The organism is Dietzia massiliensis (assembly GCF_018390595.1).
GTDB lineage: Bacteria > Actinomycetota > Actinomycetes > Mycobacteriales > Mycobacteriaceae > Dietzia > Dietzia massiliensis.
The window spans coordinates 18,586-37,976 of the sequence record NZ_JAHBAV010000033.1 but is presented as its reverse complement, the minus strand read 5'-3'; the positions used below and the strand labels follow the sequence as shown (position 1 = coordinate 37,976).

Here is a 19,391-nt window from a genome sequence, read left to right as displayed (position 1 = left end):
AGCCAGGATCAAACTCTCCATAAAAGCTTCTCAGCACTACGAAAAGCACAATCCATAGCAACAGAACAACCAAAACTGGCTGTTCCAAAAACGCGACCCCCACGACAGGGATGTGAAAGGGTCGCAACCAAACAAAAAATTTGGCACTATCACAAACAAAACACACTGTTGAGTTCTCAAACAACACCCACACACCGCTCACCAGCAGCCTCAGCCACCGTCTCGCGGGGTGATCGTCGCCCTTTCGGGGCAACTCCTCCAGAGTAAGTCACTCGCCCACCCCAGTCAAACCGGGTGAACCACTTCCCACTCTGGCCCGCCCCCAACTCGCCGAGCCGGTTCTTCTCGTTCCGGCCCCGCTCCCTGGCGGCTCCGATAAAGTTACACGAGCCGCAACGAAAGTACTAATCGCCTGGTCAAGACGTCTTTCCGGGCGTCGGCGCCGGGGGCGCGCGGGCTCGGGGCACGAACCACGGGCTCACATCCGCTCGTTTCGCGGCCCACCCTCACCGGTCGCCTCTGTCACCGATGGGTGGGAACCCGTTCGATGTCGCCGCCGAGCGAGCGGACGTTGCCCACGAAGTCGGAATACCCGCGGTCGATGTGGAACACCTCGCAGACCTCGGTCACGTCATCCGCGCACATCCCCGCGAGCACGAGCCCGGCGCCGGCGCGGATATCGCTCGCCCAGACCGTCGCCGAGTCCAGGCGCTCGCGACCGACGATCTTCGCGTGGTGACCGTCGGTCTCGGCGTCGACACCCATCCGCACCATCTCCTCGACAAAGCGGAACCGGGCTTCGAAGAGGTTCTCGGTGACCACCGAGACCCCCTCGGAGACCGAGGCGAGGGCGATCGCCATCGGCTGGAGGTCGGTCGGGAACCCGGGGAACGGCAGGGTCCGGATGTCCCGCGCGCGGGGTCTGCCCTCCTGACGGACGCGGATGTGGTCGGGTCCCGTCTCGACGTCGGCACCCACGGCGCGGAGGTTCTCCAGCACCACGTGGATGAACATCGGGTCGATCCCGGTGACGGTGACGTCCCCCCGGGTCATCACCGCGCCCATCGCCCAGGTGGCGGCGACGATCCGGTCGCCGATCACCCGGTGACTGACGGGAGTGAGCTCATCGACGCCGCGGATCGTGATGGTGCTCGTCCCCGCGCCGCTGATCTGTGCGCCCATCTCGTTGAGCAGGTCGCAGATGTCCACGATCTCGGGCTCGCGGGCGGCGTTCTTCAGCACGGAGGTGCCCTTCGCCAACACCGCCGCGGTCACGAAGGTCTCGGTCGCGCCGACGGAGGGGAAGCTCAGTTCGTAGCTCGCGCCCCGGAGCTCGGTGGCCTCGACGACCAGGCGACCGTGGTCCATCCTGGTGCGGGCGCCGAGACGATTGAGCCCGTTCTGGTGCCAGTTGAGGGGGCGGCTCCCGATCGCGTCTCCGCCCGGCATCGCGATCACGGCCCGGTGGTGGCGGCCGACGAGGGGGCCCAGGATGCACACCGAGGCTCGGAGTCGCTGGGCCGCCTTGTCGTCCGCGATGTGCCCCGGTTCGGCGGGCGTGTCGATCACCACGGTGTCGCCGGAGATCTCGACCGTGCACCCGAGGTGCCTCAGCACATCGGCCATCGCCGGCACATCGGAGATCGAGGGACAGTTGGTCAGCGTCGTCCGGCCCTCGGCCATCAGGGCGACCGCCATCAACTTGAGGACACTGTTCTTGGCCCCCGCGACGGAGATCTCTCCGGACAGTCGGGTGCCGCCTCTGACGAGGAAACTCTCCTCGCGGGACGTGGGATTACCGCTCACGCGTCCACCCTAGGCGAGACCGCCGGGCCGTCCTCCGACCGCGGGGCCCCGCGGCCACGTAGGTTGACTCCCATGGCTGTTCATCTGACCAAGATTTATACCCGCACCGGCGACGACGGATCGACCGGATTGTCCGACTTCTCTCGGGTGAGCAAGAACGACCCTCGGCTCGCGGCGTACGCGGACTGCGACGAGGCCAACGCCGCCATCGGCGTGGCCCTGACCGTCGGCGGTCTCGACGAGCGCGTCGCCACCGTGCTCAGGACGGTGCAGAACGATCTCTTCGACGCGGGCGCGGACCTGTCGACCCCCATGGTGGAGAACCCCAAATACCCGCCGCTGCGGATCGAGCAGTCCTACATCGACCGGCTCGAGGGCTGGATCGACGAGTTCAACGCGGATCTGCCGGACCTCACGTCGTTCATCCTCCCCGGCGGGACCCCCGGGGGCGCGTACCTCCACGTCGCGCGCACCGTCGCCCGCCGTGCGGAGCGGGCGGCGTGGGCTGCCGTCGAGGCGTTCCCCGAGACCACCTCGGTCCTGCCGGCCAAGTACCTCAACCGGCTCTCGGACCTGCTGTTCGTGCTGGGCCGCGTCGCGAATCCCGAGGGCGACGTGCTGTGGGTGCCGGGCGGCGAGCGCTGACGCGTCCCGCGCCCGCTCTACGCCGCGCGGCTCAGGGCAGCGCGCCCATGCGCCGCGCGGCGTTGACCGCTTCGAAGCGGGTGTGGGCGTCGAGCTTGCGCATCACCGATCGCAGGTAGCTCTTGACGGTCTCGGCACCGATGCCCATATCGGCGGCGGTCTCGATGTTCGTCTTGCCCTGGGCGACACACGCCAGCACGTCGAGCTCGCGGCGGGAGAGGCGCGCGGTGGGCATCTCGGGCGGCGGCGAGACCATCTCCGCGCAGATCCGTTCGAGCTCGGCGCGGACGTCGGGATCCTCGGTGCGTGAGGCGAGCATCCGCAGGCGGGCGTGGGTCTCGCGCATCCGCTCGTTGGACAGCACGTCGTCCCAGCGGCCCTCACCCGAGCCGGGACCGACCGGGGCCGCACCGCGGGCCGCCAGCGCGTCGTTGACGGCGATCTCCTGCTCGAGGGCGCGGGCGGTGGCGGCCATCTGGTTGAGGACCTTCTCGCCGAACCGCACCGACGAGTGCACGCCCGCGTAGATGACGGCGCGCACGTCCTTGCCCACCACCACCGGGATCGCGGCCATGGACCGCAAGCCCTCGGAGAGCACCGGGAGGTCGTACTCGTGGGTGATGACGCCCGCGCGCGGGTAGTCGGCCACCCCGACCGGCTTGCCGGTGGCCATGACCTTCCCGCCCACGCCGGCGCCGTAGTGGACCTTGAGGTCCTTCATCGCGGAGGTCCGCATACCGAGCGACTCGGACAGCACGAGCGTGTGTCCCTCGCCGACCACTCCCCCGATCGTCACGGGGATCCCCGTCGCCTCACGCAGGGCCGCGATGGCGCTGCGCACCGAGGCGAGGTCACGCTTGCGCCGCTGGGCATCGCCCGCGGCGCTCGAGCCGCGGCCCGTATTCTCCTCGTCCACGAGGTCTCCTCCCCGTTCAGTGCAGCACCCCCACCGCGGGCGGTGGGGCCCCCTGTCGGTGCGACACTTCGCCGTCGTCAGCGCCACTATACGCACGTAGACGGGGGGACGCCCAACGCCAACATGAGACGACCGTCAGGTTGACGGGGGTAGTGCGGCAGGCGTTCCCACCCGGAGGACGCTCAGGGGGTGAATGCTGGATCGAATGCCTCGGGATCCTCGGGGTCGGCCAACATGGCCGCGGCCCCGGTGAGCGGCGCAGCGCGCTGTTCGTCGTAGATCCACTCCTCCACGTCGCTGGAGTCCGGGTCGCCGATCAGGTACGGGTGAAGGCCGAGTCCGGCGGCGGGGTCGACGTGCTCACCGGGCGTCAGAACGGCCTCATCGAGGAAGCGCGTCACCTCGTCGTCGTCCATCCCCACGCCGATCACCACCAGGCCGTCGGGTCCGGATCCCCCGGCGCGCAGCTCCAACCGGCGGCCCACCAGGGCCACCTCGTAGCGTCGCGGGCCGTCCGCGTCCGCCAGGGTCAGCGTGCCCTTGGCTCGGTAGGCGCCGGTCGGCGGGGCGGAGACCGCGGCGAGGAACCGGCGCGGGTGGAGGTGGCCGTCGGGCGCGACGGTGACGGCCGTGTAGCCGTCGTGGAGGTGGGAGTTGTTGTGCGCGTCGCCGCCCGGCGCGTGTCCCCCGTCCGGCGCGGCGGTCGACGCGGTGCGGGGCGCGGCGGGTTCCAGTCCCAGGAGCAGCCCGGCCGGCACGGCGGCGCGCACCGCGGGCAGTACGGCGACGCGCGGGGCGTGGGCGCGGATCGTCGATCGGAGCTCGCCGAACCGTTCGCGGGTGACGAGGTCGCATTTGTTGACGACGACGAGGTCGGCCTCCGCCAGGTGCGCGGCCAGTCTCGGGTGCCGCTCCATGGCGTCATCGAGGCCCTCGGCGTCGACCACCTGGATCATCCCTGCGTGCCGCACCACATCGCGCGGCACGTCGTGCACCATTCGGGACAGCACGGACGGCTCCGCGAGCCCGCTGGCCTCGATGACCGCCAGGTCCAGACCCATGTCCGGATCAGCCAGTCGGCCCAGCGTCCCGGCCAGCTCGCTGGCGTCCACCTCGCAGCACACGCAGCCGTTGGCGAGCGAGACCATGGAGTCCACGCGGCCGGCCACGGCGGTGGCGTCGACGTCGATCTCGCCGAAGTCGTTGACGATCGCCGCGATCCGCAGGCCGGGCGCGCCGGAGAGCAGATGGTTGAGAAGGGTGGTCTTGCCCGCGCCCAGGTAGCCGGTCAGGACCAGTACCGGCAACGGCTCACCGGGGGCGCGGCGGGCGTCCGTGCGCCCGTCACCGCCCCCGGCGAGGTGACCGTGCGCGAGACCGTTGCTCAGCGCTTCCACTCGGGCTTCCGCTTCTCCGCGAACGCGGACATGCCCTCGGACTGGTCCTCGGTCGCGAACAGCGCGTAGAAGGCGTTCTGCTCGGCGAGCAGCCCCTCCTCGAGCGTGGTCTCGAACGAGCGGTTGACCGCCTGCTTCGCGGCGATCGCGGTGGTCTTGCTCATGGACGCGATCTTCTCCGCGACCTTGCGGGCCTCGTCCAGCAGCTCGGCGGCGGGGACCACGCGCGCGACCAGGCCGGAACGCTCGGCCTCCTCGGCGTCCATCTGCCGACCCGTGAGGCACAGATCCATGGCCTTGGCCTTGCCCACGGCGCGGGTCAGGCGCTGCGAGCCGCCCATGCCGGGGATGACGCCGAGGGTGATCTCCGGCTGGCCGAACTTGGCGTTGTCGCCCGCGATGATCATGTCGCACATCATGGCCAGCTCGCAGCCGCCGCCCAGGGCGAAACCGGACACCGCGGCGATGATCGGGGTGCGCGCGGCGGTGAGGCGCTTCCAGTCGTGGAAGAAGCGCTCGAGGTAGATGCCCGGGTAGCTCTTGTCCTTCATCTCCTTGATGTCGGCGCCGGCCGCGAAGGCCTTCTCCGAGCCGGTGATGATGATGCAGCCGACGCCGGGGTCCGAGTCCAGGCCCTCGACGGCCTCGACGACCTCCTTCTCCATGGCGCTGGACAGCGCGTTGAGCGCCTGGGGGCGGTTGAGCGTGATGGTGGCGACCCGGTCGGTCTGCTCGACCAGGATGTTCTCGAACTGCTTCTCGGTCACGGACATGCGCGTCTCCACTCTGTGTCTGCCTACGATTAGTTGGAAATCCTTGTAAAGACTCCGGGGCCGATGCTAGCCGTTCAGCGCGCGAGCGGCCCGCCGTTCCACAGCCCCGACCGTACGGCCTCGCCGTGGTCGACGGTCGCCTCGCGCGCCTCGGGCACGAGCGGCGAGTACCGCACGAGCGATCCCCAGTCGCGGTCCCAGTCGTGCTCGAGGTAGGTCGGCACGGTCTCGCCCTCGAGCAGCAGCTCGATGAAGCCGAGCGGCCCGCCGCCATCCCACGACTGCCACGTGTTGGTGGAGCTCACCGCCAGCCCGCGGTCCGGCAGCACGCGGTACTCGGGCAGCTCGTGGATGCCGGCGTACTCGTCGAACGGCCGCAGGCACGGCACGTGGAACGCCACCGCCCAGTCGGGCAGCACCGGACGGGTGTCGCCGACCAGCTCCTGCATCGTCACGAGCTCCGGCATGCGCGGCGGGGTGAAGGCGATCCAGCGCGACGGGTCAGGATCGAGGTCGCGCACGACCAGCCGGATCGCGGTGGTGTCCTCGGGCAGCGTGTCCACGGGCACGCGCAGGTTGCGCCACGCGGGGGCCGGGCCGATGTCCAGGGGGAGGACCGAGCCGGCGGCCTCGGTGCCGCCGCCGGTCGCGTACTCGACGCGCAGGGCGTCGGGGGCGAAGGAGCCGGCCACGGCGATGGTGATGAGCGGGTTCTCGTCCGACCGGTCGGGCAGCGGGTACCAGTCGGTGGTCGTCTCGGCGTTGAACTGCGCACCGGTCTGGTGGCTGCCCAGGACGGGTACGCGGGCGGGGTCGAGCCCGAACGGCAGGACGGCGTGGCTGCCGTTGATGCCCTCCCCGGCGCGGACACCGCCCTCGGTGCCGGCGGTGGTCGACGTGGTGTCCGAGCTCTCGCCGGTACCCGGGGTGTCGGTGTCGACGTCCTGCGTCGCCGTGAGATCGGTGGGGATGCCGTCGGGTTCGAACCGGACCGCCTCGGCCCCGGCCTCGAGCTGGTCACGCGGCTCGCCCACGGGCGCGAGGAGGCCCGCGTTGGCGTCCGGCTCGGCGAGGACCGCATCGGCGATGCCGCACGGCTTCCCGGACAGTGCGCGCAGGTTCTGGAGACCCACCGAGTAGGCGGGGTACTGGTTGCGGACGGCCGCGGCCATGGAGGCGACGATGATGACGACGACGAGGGCCGCCGCGAGCCCGAGCGGGGCCCGCGAGATCTCGCGCGCGAAGCGATGGAGGGGCCCGCGGTCGCGGTCGGGCCGCTGCGGCCCGGTCCGCGTGACGAACGGCTCGCGGTAGTGCAGCACCAGCGCGGCGACGAGTGCCAGCAGCATGAGGCCGACGAGCACCGAGGACAGGGTGACCCCGGCGACGGACGGCTGCGCCCCGCCCCACGGGATGCCGTAGATGGAGATGTACCACCAGCCGTTGGTGGAGGTGAAGCTCAGCGCCAGGACGAAGAACACGGCGGCCAGGAACAGCATGCGGTTGCGCAGCGAGCGGGTCGCGGTGGGCATGACCGCCATGGTCACGAGGGCGGCGAGCGCCGCACCGATGGTCGCGAACGCGCCGAAGTGGTGGGTCCACTTGGTGGGATTGAGGGCCATGAACGCGATGGAGATCGCCGCCAGGCCCACGATGCGCCGGGCCGGCCCGATCGCGACACCGGGGACGCGGCCCTTGCGGAACAGGATCGCCGCGCAGGTGATGAGCGAGAGGAACATGGTGAGCACCGCGAACCGCCGCGCGAGCGAGCCGTCCGGAGTCGGGTTCATCAGCCACTCGTAGCGCCACACCTCCTCGAACCAGCGGCCGGTCGGCCCGACGTCGCCGAGCAGCGCCGAGGACTGGAGCGTGGTGACCAGCGGCTGGTCCAGGAAGATGAGGTGCAGCACCCCGAGTCCCGCGGCCAGGAGGGGCGCCACGGTCGGGATCCACCCGTCGCGCCGCGCCCGCCGGATGACGAGCAGCAGCAGCGGGCGCGAGGCGGCGATGATGACGGCGATGCAGAACGTCCCCGTCGGCGCCGCGGACAGGGTGAGCCCGCCGATGATGAAGCCTGTCGCCGCCGGCAGCAGCCGGCCGGTCGCGAGGGCCCGTTCGAGCGAGACCCAGGTGGCCAGCACGCCGAAGGCGATGATCGGCTCGGGGCGCAGGCCGTTGTTGTAGGTGAGCCAGAACGCGAGGAAGACGGCGGCGGTGCTCCACCGGACGGCGGGCGCACGACGAGCGGCGATGCCCAGGCGCGGGATGACCTCCCGCGAGAGCAGGATCCACGATCCGATGCCCAGCAGCAGGGCGGGCAGACGGAGCCAGATGCTGCCCAACGACACCGCGCTCATCGCGGTGTAGAGGTAGTACGGCATCCCGAACGGGGCGTAGGGGGCACCGTAGTAGCGGAAGACCTCGGGCATGTAGCCGCTGGAGACCGCCGCGCGCGCCTCGGTGAGGATGTAGCCGTCGTCGGCCGTGTTGGCGCCGATGAAGTGCCACACGAGCAGGGTGCCCACGACGAGCACGTCCAGCGGTCGCGGCTTCCACCAGCCCGGCGGGAGGATCCGGCGGGCCAGCCGTCCGTCACGCAGGTCGAGCCGGTGTAGGGCGACCAGCGCGACGATGATGGCGAGGACGCCCACGACGATCGCGATCTGCTTGAGCGCCGTCGCCTGCGTGGTGTAGCGGGAGTCGACCGTGATGTCGACGGACATGCCCTCCGGGGCCGCGCCATCCAGATCGGTGAAGACGCCCACCACCTGGGGTCGCAAGTCGCGGTCGATGCGGCCACCGACGCCCTGCCCGTCGACGGAGAGTCCGGTGAACTCGGCACCGATCGAACCGGAGTCGGCGATGACGCGGATGCTCGAGCAGCCGCCGGGCGCGGCGACCGCCTCGGTCGGAGCGGAGGCGATGAGGACGTTGCGGCTGCGCACCTCGACGTTCGGGCCGGCCACGGACACCATGAGGCCGCGCGCGCCGGCGTCCTCCCCCGCCTCGCGCGGCGCGGTGGAGACGAGGACGCCGTCCTCGCGGCCCTGCTCGCGCAGCTCGGTCACCGCCGAACACGGGAGTTCCACCTCGATGTCGAGCGGGTAGTACGCCACCAGGGGCGCGGTGACCGGGTCGAGGGTGCCGCCCTCGGGCCAGCTGATACTCGTCGTGGTCTGCGTGACGGGGAGCAGCGGCACGACGATCGCGAGCAGGATGCCGATCAGTCCACTGACAGCGGCGATGATCCCCCACCGAGGTCCCGACTGGGTTCTCTCCGGCACGACAGGGACCTCGCTGGCAGTCGATGGCATGGCGTCCACGCTATAACGAGGGATCGACGATCCCCGAAACGCTTCGACCTGCGGTCGACGATCCCCGAAACGACGAACGCGCCGGAGGGATAACCCTCCGGCGCGTGCCGTCCGTGGTGGCCAGAGTCGGGATCGAACCGACGACCTTCCGCTTTTCAGGCGGACGCTCGTACCAACTGAGCTACCTGGCCATAAGACCACCGGCGCACCCGGTGAAACCGAATGCGCCGGTTGCCTCTGGCGACCCTGACGGGACTCGAACCCGCGACCTCCGCCGTGACAGGGCGGCGCGCTAACCAACTGCGCCACAGGGCCGTGCTCTTCGCACGAGAAAGAACATTAGTGGACGCCGCAGTCGATGCGCAAATCGGGGCCCGACCCCCCGGTCCCGCGCTGGTCAGCGCCGCGTTCGGGCCGGGGAGTCGTCCCACCCCGACCCCGGGGCGGCGCGGCGCCGCGCCACCGTCGTGGGGCCCTGAACGCACGAGGCCCCGGCCACCTGCTCGGTGACCGGGACCTCGACTGTGTGTACCCCCTACGGGATTCGAACCCGCGCTGCCGGCGTGAAAGGCCGGTGTCCTAGGCCGCTAAACGAAGGGGGCCACGCCACGTCCGGGATCGCCGGTCCGCAGCGCGCTCCAGTGTAGGGCACCGCCCGCCGGGCGGATAAACCAACCGGGAGGCGGGGCGGTATCGTGACCGTCGCCCCTATAGCTCAGTTGGTAGAGCTACGGACTTTTAATCCGCAGGTCGTCGGTTCGAGCCCGACTGGGGGCACCACCGTGGTCTCCGGGTCGGCCGCCCGTCCCCCGATTTTGGACGCGTGCGCCGACCGCTGGGACACTTGATCCATGTCCGTCCCCACCGCCACCGCCTCCCCCGCGCTGCGCATCGGCCCGCTCGAGCTCGCGTCGCCCGTCGTCCTCGCGCCGATGGCCGGGGTCACCAACGTCGCGTTCCGCACCCTGTGCCGCGAGATCGAGCGGGAGCAGCAGGGCTCGGTGTCGGGACTGTACGTGTGCGAGATGGTCACGGCCCGTGCGCTGGTCGAGCGCCAGCCGGCGACGTTGCACATGGCGACGTTCGCGCCCGACGAATCGCCCCGCAGTCTGCAGCTGTACACGGTCGACGCCGAGTACACGTACGCGGCGGCCAGGATGATCGTCGACGAGAACCTCGCCGACCACATCGACATCAACTTCGGATGCCCGGTCCCCAAGGTCACCCGGCGCGGCGGCGGATCCGCGATCCCCTACAAGCGCCGCCTGTTCCGCTCGATCGTGGCGGCGGCGGTGAGGGCCACCGAGGGCACCGACATCCCGGTGACGGTCAAGATGCGCGTCGGCATCGACGACGAGCACCACACTCATCTCGATGCCGGTCGGATCGCCGTGGAGGAGGGCGCCAAGGCGGTGGCGCTCCATGCGCGGACCGCGGCCCAGCGCTACTCGGGCGAGGCCGACTGGTCGCAGATCTCGCGTCTCGTCGAGCACGTCGGCGCGGTGTCGGACGTGCCGGTCCTGGGCAACGGCGACATCTTTTCCGCCCAGGACGCGGTGCGGATGCGCGAGCAGACCGGGTGCGCGGGCGTGGTGATCGGTCGCGGGTGCCTCGGCCGGCCGTGGCTGTTCTCGGAGCTGGCCGCCCGCCTCGCGGGCCGAGAGGCGCCGACCCCGCCCACCCTCGGAGAGGTCGCCCGGATCATGTACCGCCACGGCGAACTCCTCGCCGAGCACCACGGCGAGGACAAGGGCATGCGGGACATCCGTAAACACGTCGCCTGGTACCTGCGCGGGTTCCCCGCCGGGTCGGAGAAGCGGGTGGCTCTGTCCGCCGTCCGCACGCTGGACGATCTCGCCGCGATGCTCGCCGACCTGCCGCCCGACGAGCCGTTCCCCGCGGACGGCTACGGACCGCGTGGGCGGCAGGGCTCGCCCTCGAAGGTCCTGCTGCCCGAGGGGTGGCTGGACGACCCCGAGGACGACGCGGTGGCGCTCGCCGGCGCGGACGCCGAGAACTCCGGGGGCTGACCCGGGCGCCCGCGAGTTCACCGGGCGTTCACCGCGAGCGGCGATCACGCCGCTGACATGGGCGTATGCTGGCCGTATGCGTCTTGTCTACTCCGAAGAACTCGCGGATCTGGCCACCTCGATGGCCCGGATGTGCTCCCTCGCGACCGATGACATGGAGTTGGCCACCCACGCACTGCTCCAGGTCGACCTCGTCGCCGCGGAGAAGGTCCTGCAGTCGTCGTCGGAGATGTCGCGGCTGGCGACCGAGAACGAGGAGCGCGGGTTCGCTCTGCTCGCCCTCCAGGCCCCGGTGGCGCGTGACCTCCGCCAGGTGGTCACGTCGATCCAGCTGGTGCAGGACCTGGTCCGCATGGGCACCCTGGCGGGCCACGTCGCCAAGATCGTGCGCCGACGCCATCCCGAGCCGGTTCTGCCCGAGCCGGTCAACGGCTACCTGGCGGAGATGGGCCGCGTGGCCGTCTCCCTCGGCCGCTCGGCCACCGAGGTGCTGCTCAACCGGGATCCCGAGCAGGCCGCGACCCTCGCACAGCAGGACGATGCGGTCGACGACCTGCGTCGCCACCTGTTCACCCTCCTCACCGTCCGCGAGTGGAAGTGGGGCGTGGCCTGCGCGGTCGACGTGACCCTGCTTGGCCGGTACTACGAGCGGTTCGCCGACCACGCGGTCGAGGTCGCGCAGCGCGTGATCTTCCTGGCGACCGGTGAGTACGCCACCACCCCGGCGAGCGATCCGGAGGAGCCGTCGCCGTCGAGCGAGGAGCTGGTTCGCCGCTTCAACGAGACGGACCGGGCCTTCAAGCAGCGCATGGCGCAGCACGAACCGGATGAGGGCGAAGGGTCTCCGCAGGGGACCTGACCGGCGGGTGGCGCGCACACGCCTCACGCACGACGGAGACCGCCCCGTCCCCCGGCTCTGAGCCCGGGGACGGGGCGGTCTCGTGTGTGGCGGCAGCCGACTCGTGGCGGGAGTCGGATCAGCCGAAGCGGCCTGAGACGTAGTCCTCGGTCTGCTTGTTCTCGGGGTTCGAGAAGATGCGCTCGGTGGAGTTGACCTCCACGAGCTGACCGGGCATACCGGTGGCCTCGAGGGAGAAGAACGCCGTCTGGTCGGACACGCGGGCGGCCTGCTGCATGTTATGCGTGACGATCACGATGGTGAAGTCGTTCTTGAGCTCGGCGATGAGATCCTCCACCGCCAGGGTGGAGATCGGGTCGAGCGCCGAACAGGGCTCGTCCATGAGCAGCACCTGGGGCTCGATGGCGATCGCTCGGGCGATGCACAGACGCTGCTGCTGACCGCCGGACAGGCCACCGCCCGGCTTGTCCAGACGGTCCTTGACCTCGTTCCACAGGTTGGCACCGCGCAGCGACTTCTCCGCGACCTCGTCGAGGGTCTTCTTGTTCTTCACACCCTGCAGACGCAGACCCGCGACCACGTTCTCCTTGATCGACATTGTGGGGAACGGGTTCGGGCGCTGGAAGACCATCCCGATGGTCCGGCGGACGGCGACCGGGTCGATCTTCTTGTCATAGATGTCGACGCCGTCGAGCTTGATGGAGCCCTTCACCGAGGCTCCGGGGATCTCCTCGTGCATCCGGTTGAGCGAACGCAGCACCGTGGACTTCCCGCAGCCGGAGGGGCCGATGAACGCCGTCACGGAGCGGGGCGGAACATGGAGGTTCACGTCCTTCACGGCGTGGAAGTCGCCGTAGAAGATGTCGACGCCCTCGAGGTCGAGTCGCTTGGCCATGTCGGGTCCTTACTTGGTCTTGGGCGCGAGCGCCTTGGCGGCGAACGTGGCGAGAACGTTCGCCAGCCCGATGATGATGATGAGCGTCAGGGCAGCACCCCAGATGCGGTACTGGCCGGCCTCGTTGGGGTTCGAGAGCTGGTTGTAGATCAGCAGCGGCAGCGAGGCCATGTTGCCCTCGAAGACGTCATAGTTGTAGCGCGCCGTGTAGCCCACGAGGATCAGCACCGGGGCCGTCTCACCCATCACGCGGGCGAGCGCGAGGAAGATGCCGGAGATCATTCCCGACAGCGCGGTCGGGACCACCACACTGACGATGGTCTTCCACTTGGGCACCCCGAGAGCGTAGGAGGCTTCGCGGAGCTCGTCGGGAACCAGCTTGAGCATCTCCTCGGTCGACCGCACGATGAGCGGCAACATGAGGAGGACCAACGCCAGCGCCACGGCGAACGCGCTGAGGTTGAACCGCAGGACCGAGATCCAGATGCCGAAGATGAAGATGGCGGCCACCACGGACGGGACGCCGGCGAGGACGTCGACCATGAAGGTGGTGGGCTTGGCGATCTTCGAATCGGGGTACTCGACGAGCATGATGCCCGCCGCCACGCCGAGCGGGATCGAGATGACGGCCGCGATGAGCGCCTGCACGAGGCTGCCGTAGATGGCGTGTCCGACACCGCCGGCCATCGACGACGGCGAGACGAGATTGAACGAGTTGGTCCACCAGTCGAGGTTCAGGACCGCGGGCACGCCCGAGACGACGACCTTGAACAGCAGGGCGACCAGGGGGACGACGGCGAGCACGAAGCACACCGTGAACACCACGGTCGCGGCCTTGTCCTTGACCTTGCGGCTGCCCGAGATCGGGAGGAAGGTGTCTGCCGGCTTGGCCGGCTTGGCGAGGTCGGGGGTTGCCTGGGACATCAGCCGTTGACCTTTCCACCGGACACCGAGCGCGCGATGAGATTGACGATGAAGGTGAGGATGAAGAGCACGAGGCCGGCGGCGATGTACGCGCCGGTCGGCAGCGGGTGGTTGAACTCCGCGCTGCCGGACGCGATCTTGGACGCGAACGTGAAGCCGCCGTCGAACAGCGACAGCGTGCTGGGCGCGCTCGCCGCGCGGAGGATGATGAGGACGGCCACGGTCTCACCGAGGGCGCGACCGAGGGCGAGCATGGAGCCGGCGATCATCCCCGACTTGGCGTAGGGGAAGCAGGTCATCCGGATCTTCTCCCACTTGGTGGCGCCCAGCGCGAGCGCCGCCTCCTGGTGCAGAGAAGGCGTCTGGCGAATGGTCTCGCGGGACATCGAGGTGATGATCGGCAGGATCATGATCGCCAGGACGACGCCGGCGGTGAAGATGGTGCCGCCGCCGGCGATCGTGACGTTGCCGTCGCCGAACAGGAAGAACCAGTTGAGGTTCTCGTTGAGCCACGTGGCGAACGGGACCATCCACGGCCCCAGGACGAGCAGACCCCACATGCCGTAGATGATCGACGGCACGGCGGCCAGCAGGTCGATGAGGGCCGACAGCGTCCGTGAGAGCCGGGGCGGCGCGTACTGCACCAGGAACGTGGCGATCCCGATGGAGACGGGCACCGCCAGCACCAGGGCGAAGACGGAGCTCAGCACCGTGACCTTGAGCAGGTCGAGGATGCCGAACGACATGTTCTCCGGGTCCGTGGTGTTCCACACGGACGACGTGAAGAAGTTGACGTTGTTCTGCATGAGCGACGGCGTCGCCTGCATGACCAGAACGATCCCGATGAGGGCGATGAGCGCGACGATGACCGCGCCCGCGAAAACGGTGAGCCCGCGGAAGATCGCGTCGATCCTCTGGGACGACCCGGCGTCGCGCAGGCCGCTCCCGCCGCCCGTGTCCGCGTCCGACGCCGGGGCGGTGCCGTCGGCGGGCCCGCCGGACGAGGAGTTCTTGCCGGCGTCACGGTCGACGGATTCGTGAACTGTCATGAGACCTTCAGTCGCTCAGGTGGGAAAGGGGTCGGTCACCGCGCCCGACCGTACAGGGGTGGACGCGGTGACCGGAAATATCAGGAGATCTCGGAGATCGCCGTCACCAGCTTCTCGCGGAACTCGTCGGGCACCGGGATGTAGCCCTCGGGCTCGAGCTGACCCTGGACGTCCTCGGACACCGCGATGTTGAGGAAGGACTTGACGGCCTCGGCGGTCTCGGGATCGCCGTAGGTCGAGCAGACGATCTCGTAGGTCGGCATGATGATCGGGTAGGCGCCCGCGGCCTCGGGGACGTAGAACGACGAGGTGTCGATGACCAGGTCGTTGGAGCCCTCGTTCTTCAGGGTGGCCGAGTCGATCGTGGTGCCGGCGGTCTCGGCGTTGAGCTCGACGCCCTCGGAGTCGGCCGGGGTGATGACCTTGACCATGCCGAGGTCCTGGCTCTTGGCGTAGGACCACTCGGTGTAGGTGATGGTGCCCGGGGTCTGCGCGACGGCGGCGGAGACGCCCTCGTTGCCCTTGGCGCCCTCGCCCGTGCCGCCGTTGAACGTCTTGCCGGCGCCCTCGGTCCACACCTCGGGCGCGGCCGCCTCGAGGTACTTCTGGAAGTTGTCGGTGGTGCCCGACTCGTCCGAGCGGAAGATCACGGTGATGTCCTGGTCGGGCAGCTCGACGCCCTGGTTCTCCTCGGCGATGGCCGGGTCGTTCCAGTTGGTGATCTCGCCCTTGAAGATCTTGGCGAGCGTGTCGGCCGACAGCGCGACCTCGACGCCGTCCACGTTGTAGGCGATCGCGATCGGGCCGAAGACAGCCGGCAGGTTCCACGCCGGGCCCTCGCACCGCTGCTCGGCCTGCGTGTACTCCTCGTCCTTGAGGGGGGAGTCCGAGCCGCCGAAGTCGGTCTGGCCGCCGATGAACTCCTTGACGCCGGCGCCGGAGCCGTTCGAGTTGTAGTCCAGGGTCTGCCCCTCGCAGCTCATCGAGTACGAGTTGGCGAAGATCGTCATGGCGTTGTTCTGCGACGACGCACCCGAGGCGTTGAGGTTGGCCTTGCCGCCACACTCCGCGTCGGAGACCGCCTGGGCGGACGTGTTCTCCCCGCCGGAGTTGTCGTCCGAGCACGCGGCCAGGCCGACGGTCGTGAGGGCGGCGAGCCCGAGCAGGGCACCGGTGCGCTTGAGGTCCACAAAATCTCCTAGGTTCATCCGGCGGGACGCCCCACCGGGTCACGTTCTTTGCGATCTGATCGCGGGCCGGACCGCACACACCGGCCCGACGGGGAGAGAACCTAAAGCTCGGACGTGAACAGTCCCGCGGAGGTAGGTGAACCCGAGATGAACTCCCTGCTCGCGCGTCGTTCACCCTGCCCGCGGAGCCCGCCCGGTGAGGCCCCCACCTGGGGTGTCCCTGAGAATCGGCGGGCTCCGTCACCGCTGACGCTTACCGCGAGGCATAGGTCACATCGCGGTGTTCGACCACAAAACCGAGCCTCTCGTAGGTACGGATCGCGGGGGTGTTGTCGCCCTCGACGTAGAGCACCACCGACTCCGCGCCGACGGTGCCCTCGAGGTGGGCGACGCCCATTGCGGTGAGCAGCCCGCCGAGCCCACGACCCTGCTCCGCCGGGTCCACCGCGACGACGTAGACCTCGCCCTCCACCGGCTCCCCCGCCTCCGCGACGGTCTTGGTCCAGTGGAATCCCGCCAACGTCGGCTGCGGGCCCGTGACGTCCACGGCGAGGAACACCGCGGCGGGGTCGACCCAGTCCACGGCGAGCCGCTCGTCGAGCTGCTCCCGGCTCCACCCGCCCTGCTCCGGGTGCCACGAGAACGCGGCGTTGTTCACGCGCAGGAACTCCGCCCGCGCATCCAGCCCCGGCCAGCGCCGTCCGCCCTCGGAGGCGGCGTCGGCGAGCGTGCCGGTCTCGATCCCCTCGGCCGGGCGCGGATCCGGCAGCGCCGGGCCATCGGCGGCGCGCCTGCGCATCATCAGCAACTCGCGCGTGCGCGCGAGGCCCAAGCCGTCGGCGAGCGCCCGCGCGGCGGGCAGATCCCCGTGGGCCCACACGGCCACGCCGGGTTCCGCTTCCAGCACCGCGCGCACGAGGGCGGTGCCCAGTCCCCGCCGGCGGTGCCGGGGGTGGACGACCAACTCGGCGGTCGCCCCGTCCCCCGAGCCGGTCAGCTGCGCGTACCCGGCCGCCTCGTCCGCGGCGGACGGCGTGCCCGCCCCGGGGGCGGCGACGAGGAAGTGCCGCACCGATGCGGACGGCGACCGCAGCGCCCGGAGGGGCTGCTCACCCAGCGGGGCCACCCCGTCCAGCCTCTCGGCCTCCACCGCCATCGCCTCCACCCGGTCGGCGGTGGCGGCGTCGATCGATCGTTCGTCGATCGTCATGCGTCCCCTCCCTCCTCGCGGCGGTCCGTCGGCCTGACCGCCTTGTATCCGACGTTACGGACGGTTCCGATGAGGGACTCGTGATCCGGGCCGAGCTTGGCGCGCAGGCGCCGCACGTGGACGTCGACGGTCCGGGTGCCGCCGAAGAAGTCGTAGCCCCACACCTCTTGGAGGAGCTGGGCGCGCGAGAACACCCGGCCCGGGTGCTGACAGAGATGTTTGAGGAGCTCGAACTCCTTGTAGGTCAGATCCAGCGGCCGGCCCTTGACGCGCGCGACGTAGGTCTCCTCGTCGATCACCAACTCGCCGACCGTGAGCAGGCCGCCGTCGGCCTCACCCTGCGTGCTGCGGCGCGCGGCCGCCAGTCGGAACCGGGCGTCCACCTCCGCCGGCCCCGTCGTCGGCAGGAGGATGTCGTCCAGGCCCCAGTCGCCGCTCACCGCGATCAACCCGCCCTCGGAGACCACCGCGATGACGGCGAGGTCGGCGCCGCCCGCGAGAAGCCTGCACAACGCCCGCGACGCCGCCAGATCGCTCCGCGCGTCGACCAGCGCGAGGGCCGCGCCGGAGAGCTCGCCCAGCGAGGAGGCGAGAGGCGGGAGCACGCGCACCGAGTGCGGGAGTAGAGGCAGTGCCGGGATGACCGCCTCCGGGTCTGCTTCAGCGGCGAGGAGCACTACGTCCATGTCGCTTCCTCTCCGTCCGGGGGCCGAGAGGAATACTAGCGACCTCCACCCCCGAAACAGGGAGTGGAGTACACCTGGAGCCCATGAGGATCCCCCGCCCCGCCGTCGTCGCGGTCGTCGCCGTGGCCGCGGTGGCCCTCGGCGCCTTCGTCACGGAGACGGTGTACGCCTCACGGATCGAGGCGGACCTGTCGTCCCGGATCGCCCCCGCGTCCCCCGGCTCGGGGCCGCCGTCGGTCATGATCGGCGGCGGCCCCGGCTCGCGTTGGGTCGCCCCCGGCACCCTCTCGTCGGCGGCGATCCGGATCGAGGGGGTCGAACGGCCGGGACTCGGCCCCGTCGCCGTCGAGGCGACGGCCGCCGACGTCGTCGTCCCCGACGATCCGGCGGCACCGCCGATCGCCGGAGAGTCGACGGTCTCGGTCCAGATCACCGGCAACTCACTCGGCCCGGCCCTGGGGATGCGGGACGTGCTGGTCGGCGCCGCCGACGACCCGAGTCTCGCGGGCGGGACCGAACACCGGGCCCGCGTCACGGGGACCCTCGAGGGGTCCGACATCCGCGTCTCGGCGTTCGTCGACCTCGTCGTCGACACCCACGGCGCGCGCCTCGTCCCCGTCGCCCCGGCGACCGGACCCGCGGGGTTCCCCGACGGTGACGGCGAGCTCGCACTGCGCCGGACCGCCCTGACCCTGGAACCCGATGTCCTCCCCCTAGGAGCCACGGTCGACACCCTCACAGTGACCGGCGGCACCATCACCGCAGCCGGCACCGTCGCGGCCGGCGGAGCGCCGCTCGACGGCCTCGCGCGCCCCGGACACTAGACTCGCGCACATGAGTCGCGACGACGTACTGGTCAGCACCCGCTGGGCCGCCTCGCGCCTGGCCGACGACTCGGTGGTCTTCCTCGAGGTCGACGAGGACGTGACGGCGTACCACACCGACGGCCACATCCCGGGCGCCGTCGCCCTCGACTGGCGGACCGAGCTGCAGCAGCAGTACACGCGCGACCTGGTCGACCGCGAACGCTTCGGCGAACTCCTGTCGCAGCGGGGGGTCACCCGCGACCACACCGTGGTGGTCTACGGCGGCAACCACAACTGGTTCGCGGCCTACGCGTACTGGTACCTGCGCCTGTACGGGCACCGCGACGTCCGACTCCTCGACGGCGGTCGCATGCTGTGGGAACGCGAGGGGCGTCCACTGGAGACCGAGACGCCCCGGCGCCCGGTCACCGAGTACGTGGCCGACCCGCAGGACCTGACGATCCGGGCTTTCCGCGACGACGTCCTCGCCGGGCTGGGCCGCGACGGGTTCGTGGACGTGCGCTCGGTGGACGAGTACACCGGTCGCCTCGCCGCCCCCGCCGGGCTGCCGCAGGAGGGTGGTCGCCAGCGCGGCCACATCCCGGGCGCGGTCAGCATCCCCTGGAACCGCGCGGTCACCCGCGACGGCACGTTCCGCTCCGACGCGGAACTGCGCGAGATCTACTCGGACGTGCTCACCGACCCCGATCAGCGCATCGTGGCCTACTGCCGGATCGGTGAGCGGTCCAGCCACACCTGGTTCGTCCTCCACGAGCTCCTCGACCAGCCCAACGTCGTCAACTACGACGGCAGCTGGGTCGAGTACGGCTCCCTCATCGGGGTCCCGGTCGAGCGGTGAGACCTCGCGCCCCGCGCGGGCGTGAGGCTGGC

The 19,391-nt window shown here is 70.3% G+C and carries 17 protein-coding genes and 4 tRNA genes; 6 read left to right on the top strand and 15 right to left on the bottom strand.

All coding sequences use genetic code 11. The annotated features are described in order from the left end of the window. Both KHA85_RS10550 and murA read right to left on the bottom strand, forming a co-directional pair. Nucleotides 1-202 (bottom strand): hypothetical protein (locus KHA85_RS10550; protein ID WP_213185747.1); only part of this gene is annotated, 202 nt, incomplete at its 3' end. 320 nt (nt 203-522) lie between these two features. Continuing rightward, entirely contained in the window at nt 523-1,806 is a 1,284-nt protein-coding gene (gene murA / locus KHA85_RS10545) for a UDP-N-acetylglucosamine 1-carboxyvinyltransferase (protein ID WP_213185746.1), read from the bottom strand. Between the two features lie 72 nt (nt 1,807-1,878). On the opposite strand from murA, the gene KHA85_RS10540 reads away from it, so the two are divergent. Continuing rightward, nucleotides 1,879-2,451 (top strand): cob(I)yrinic acid a,c-diamide adenosyltransferase, encoded by a 573-nt coding sequence (locus KHA85_RS10540; protein ID WP_061916078.1) that lies wholly within the window; start codon nt 1,879-1,881, stop codon nt 2,449-2,451. A 31-nt stretch (nt 2,452-2,482) separates the two neighbouring features. Here KHA85_RS10540 and KHA85_RS10535 read toward each other — a convergent pair whose 3' ends face one another. The 7 genes from KHA85_RS10535 to KHA85_RS10505 all read right to left on the bottom strand — a co-directional run bounded on the left by KHA85_RS10535 (nt 2,483) and on the right by KHA85_RS10505 (nt 9,453). Further along, complete coding sequence (locus KHA85_RS10535; protein ID WP_063972926.1) at nt 2,483-3,367, bottom strand: LuxR C-terminal-related transcriptional regulator; 885 nt, start codon at nt 3,365-3,367, stop codon at nt 2,483-2,485. Nucleotides 3,368-3,549: 182 nt separating this feature from the next. Further along, complete coding sequence (locus KHA85_RS10530) at nt 3,550-4,764, bottom strand: CobW family GTP-binding protein (protein ID WP_308936918.1); 1,215 nt, start codon at nt 4,762-4,764, stop codon at nt 3,550-3,552. Further along, nucleotides 4,752-5,537 carry an enoyl-CoA hydratase gene (locus KHA85_RS10525; RefSeq protein ID WP_213185745.1) on the bottom strand — a complete coding sequence of 262 codons (786 nt, stop codon included), beginning with the start codon at nt 5,535-5,537 and terminating at the stop codon, nt 4,752-4,754. The genes KHA85_RS10530 and KHA85_RS10525 overlap by 13 nt, the downstream gene beginning before the upstream one ends. Before the next feature lie 74 nt (nt 5,538-5,611). Next, nucleotides 5,612-8,851 (bottom strand): arabinosyltransferase domain-containing protein, encoded by a 3,240-nt coding sequence (locus tag KHA85_RS10520; protein ID WP_213185744.1) that lies wholly within the window; start codon nt 8,849-8,851, stop codon nt 5,612-5,614. Between the two features lie 114 nt (nt 8,852-8,965). Beyond that, nucleotides 8,966-9,042 (bottom strand) — tRNA-Phe (locus KHA85_RS10515). A 47-nt stretch (nt 9,043-9,089) separates the two neighbouring features. Beyond that, nucleotides 9,090-9,166, bottom strand: a tRNA-Asp gene (locus KHA85_RS10510). Between the two features lie 214 nt (nt 9,167-9,380). Then, nucleotides 9,381-9,453 (bottom strand) — tRNA-Glu (locus KHA85_RS10505). Between the two features lie 102 nt (nt 9,454-9,555). Here KHA85_RS10505 and KHA85_RS10500 point away from each other — a divergent pair. The 3 genes from KHA85_RS10500 to phoU all read left to right on the top strand — a co-directional run bounded on the left by KHA85_RS10500 (nt 9,556) and on the right by phoU (nt 11,740). Further along, nucleotides 9,556-9,631 (top strand) — tRNA-Lys (locus KHA85_RS10500). 71 nt (nt 9,632-9,702) lie between these two features. Further along, nucleotides 9,703-10,881, top strand: coding sequence for a tRNA dihydrouridine synthase DusB (gene dusB, locus KHA85_RS10495; RefSeq protein ID WP_213185743.1), 1,179 nt, complete (start codon nt 9,703-9,705; stop codon nt 10,879-10,881). Nucleotides 10,882-10,957: 76 nt separating this feature from the next. Further along, nucleotides 10,958-11,740, top strand: a complete 783-nt coding sequence (phoU, locus tag KHA85_RS10490) for a phosphate signaling complex protein PhoU (protein WP_213185742.1) — start codon at nt 10,958-10,960, stop codon at nt 11,738-11,740. 118 nt (nt 11,741-11,858) lie between these two features. On the opposite strand, the gene pstB is transcribed toward phoU, so the two are convergent. The 6 genes from pstB to KHA85_RS10460 all read right to left on the bottom strand — a co-directional run bounded on the left by pstB (nt 11,859) and on the right by KHA85_RS10460 (nt 17,694). Next, nucleotides 11,859-12,635 carry a phosphate ABC transporter ATP-binding protein PstB gene (pstB, locus tag KHA85_RS10485; protein WP_007632140.1) on the bottom strand — a complete coding sequence of 259 codons (777 nt, stop codon included), beginning with the start codon at nt 12,633-12,635 and terminating at the stop codon, nt 11,859-11,861. Nucleotides 12,636-12,644: 9 nt separating this feature from the next. Beyond that, entirely contained in the window at nt 12,645-13,559 is a 915-nt protein-coding gene (pstA, locus tag KHA85_RS10480) for a phosphate ABC transporter permease PstA (RefSeq protein WP_007632139.1), read from the bottom strand. Beyond that, nucleotides 13,559-14,608, bottom strand: coding sequence for a phosphate ABC transporter permease subunit PstC (gene pstC / locus KHA85_RS10475; protein WP_007632138.1), 1,050 nt, complete (start codon nt 14,606-14,608; stop codon nt 13,559-13,561). The genes pstA and pstC overlap by 1 nt, the downstream gene beginning before the upstream one ends. Before the next feature lie 80 nt (nt 14,609-14,688). Then, nucleotides 14,689-15,798, bottom strand: a complete 1,110-nt coding sequence (gene pstS, locus KHA85_RS10470; RefSeq protein ID WP_213185741.1) for a phosphate ABC transporter substrate-binding protein PstS — start codon at nt 15,796-15,798, stop codon at nt 14,689-14,691. Between the two features lie 253 nt (nt 15,799-16,051). After that, entirely contained in the window at nt 16,052-17,008 is a 957-nt protein-coding gene (gene mshD / locus KHA85_RS10465) for a mycothiol synthase (protein WP_213185740.1), read from the bottom strand. Continuing rightward, nucleotides 17,005-17,694 carry a winged helix-turn-helix domain-containing protein gene (locus KHA85_RS10460; RefSeq protein ID WP_213185739.1) on the bottom strand — a complete coding sequence of 230 codons (690 nt, stop codon included), beginning with the start codon at nt 17,692-17,694 and terminating at the stop codon, nt 17,005-17,007. Before KHA85_RS10460 ends, mshD begins: the two co-directional genes overlap by 4 nt. A gap of 83 nt (nt 17,695-17,777) precedes the next feature. Here KHA85_RS10460 and KHA85_RS10455 point away from each other — a divergent pair, with 83 nt between their 5' ends. After that, on the top strand, nt 17,778-18,518 hold the full coding sequence (locus tag KHA85_RS10455) for an LmeA family phospholipid-binding protein (RefSeq protein ID WP_213185738.1): 741 nt from the start codon (nt 17,778-17,780) through the stop codon (nt 18,516-18,518). 10 nt (nt 18,519-18,528) lie between these two features. Then, nucleotides 18,529-19,359 (top strand): sulfurtransferase, encoded by an 831-nt coding sequence (locus KHA85_RS10450; RefSeq protein WP_213185737.1) that lies wholly within the window; start codon nt 18,529-18,531, stop codon nt 19,357-19,359. Nucleotides 19,360-19,391 lie beyond the last annotated feature (32 nt).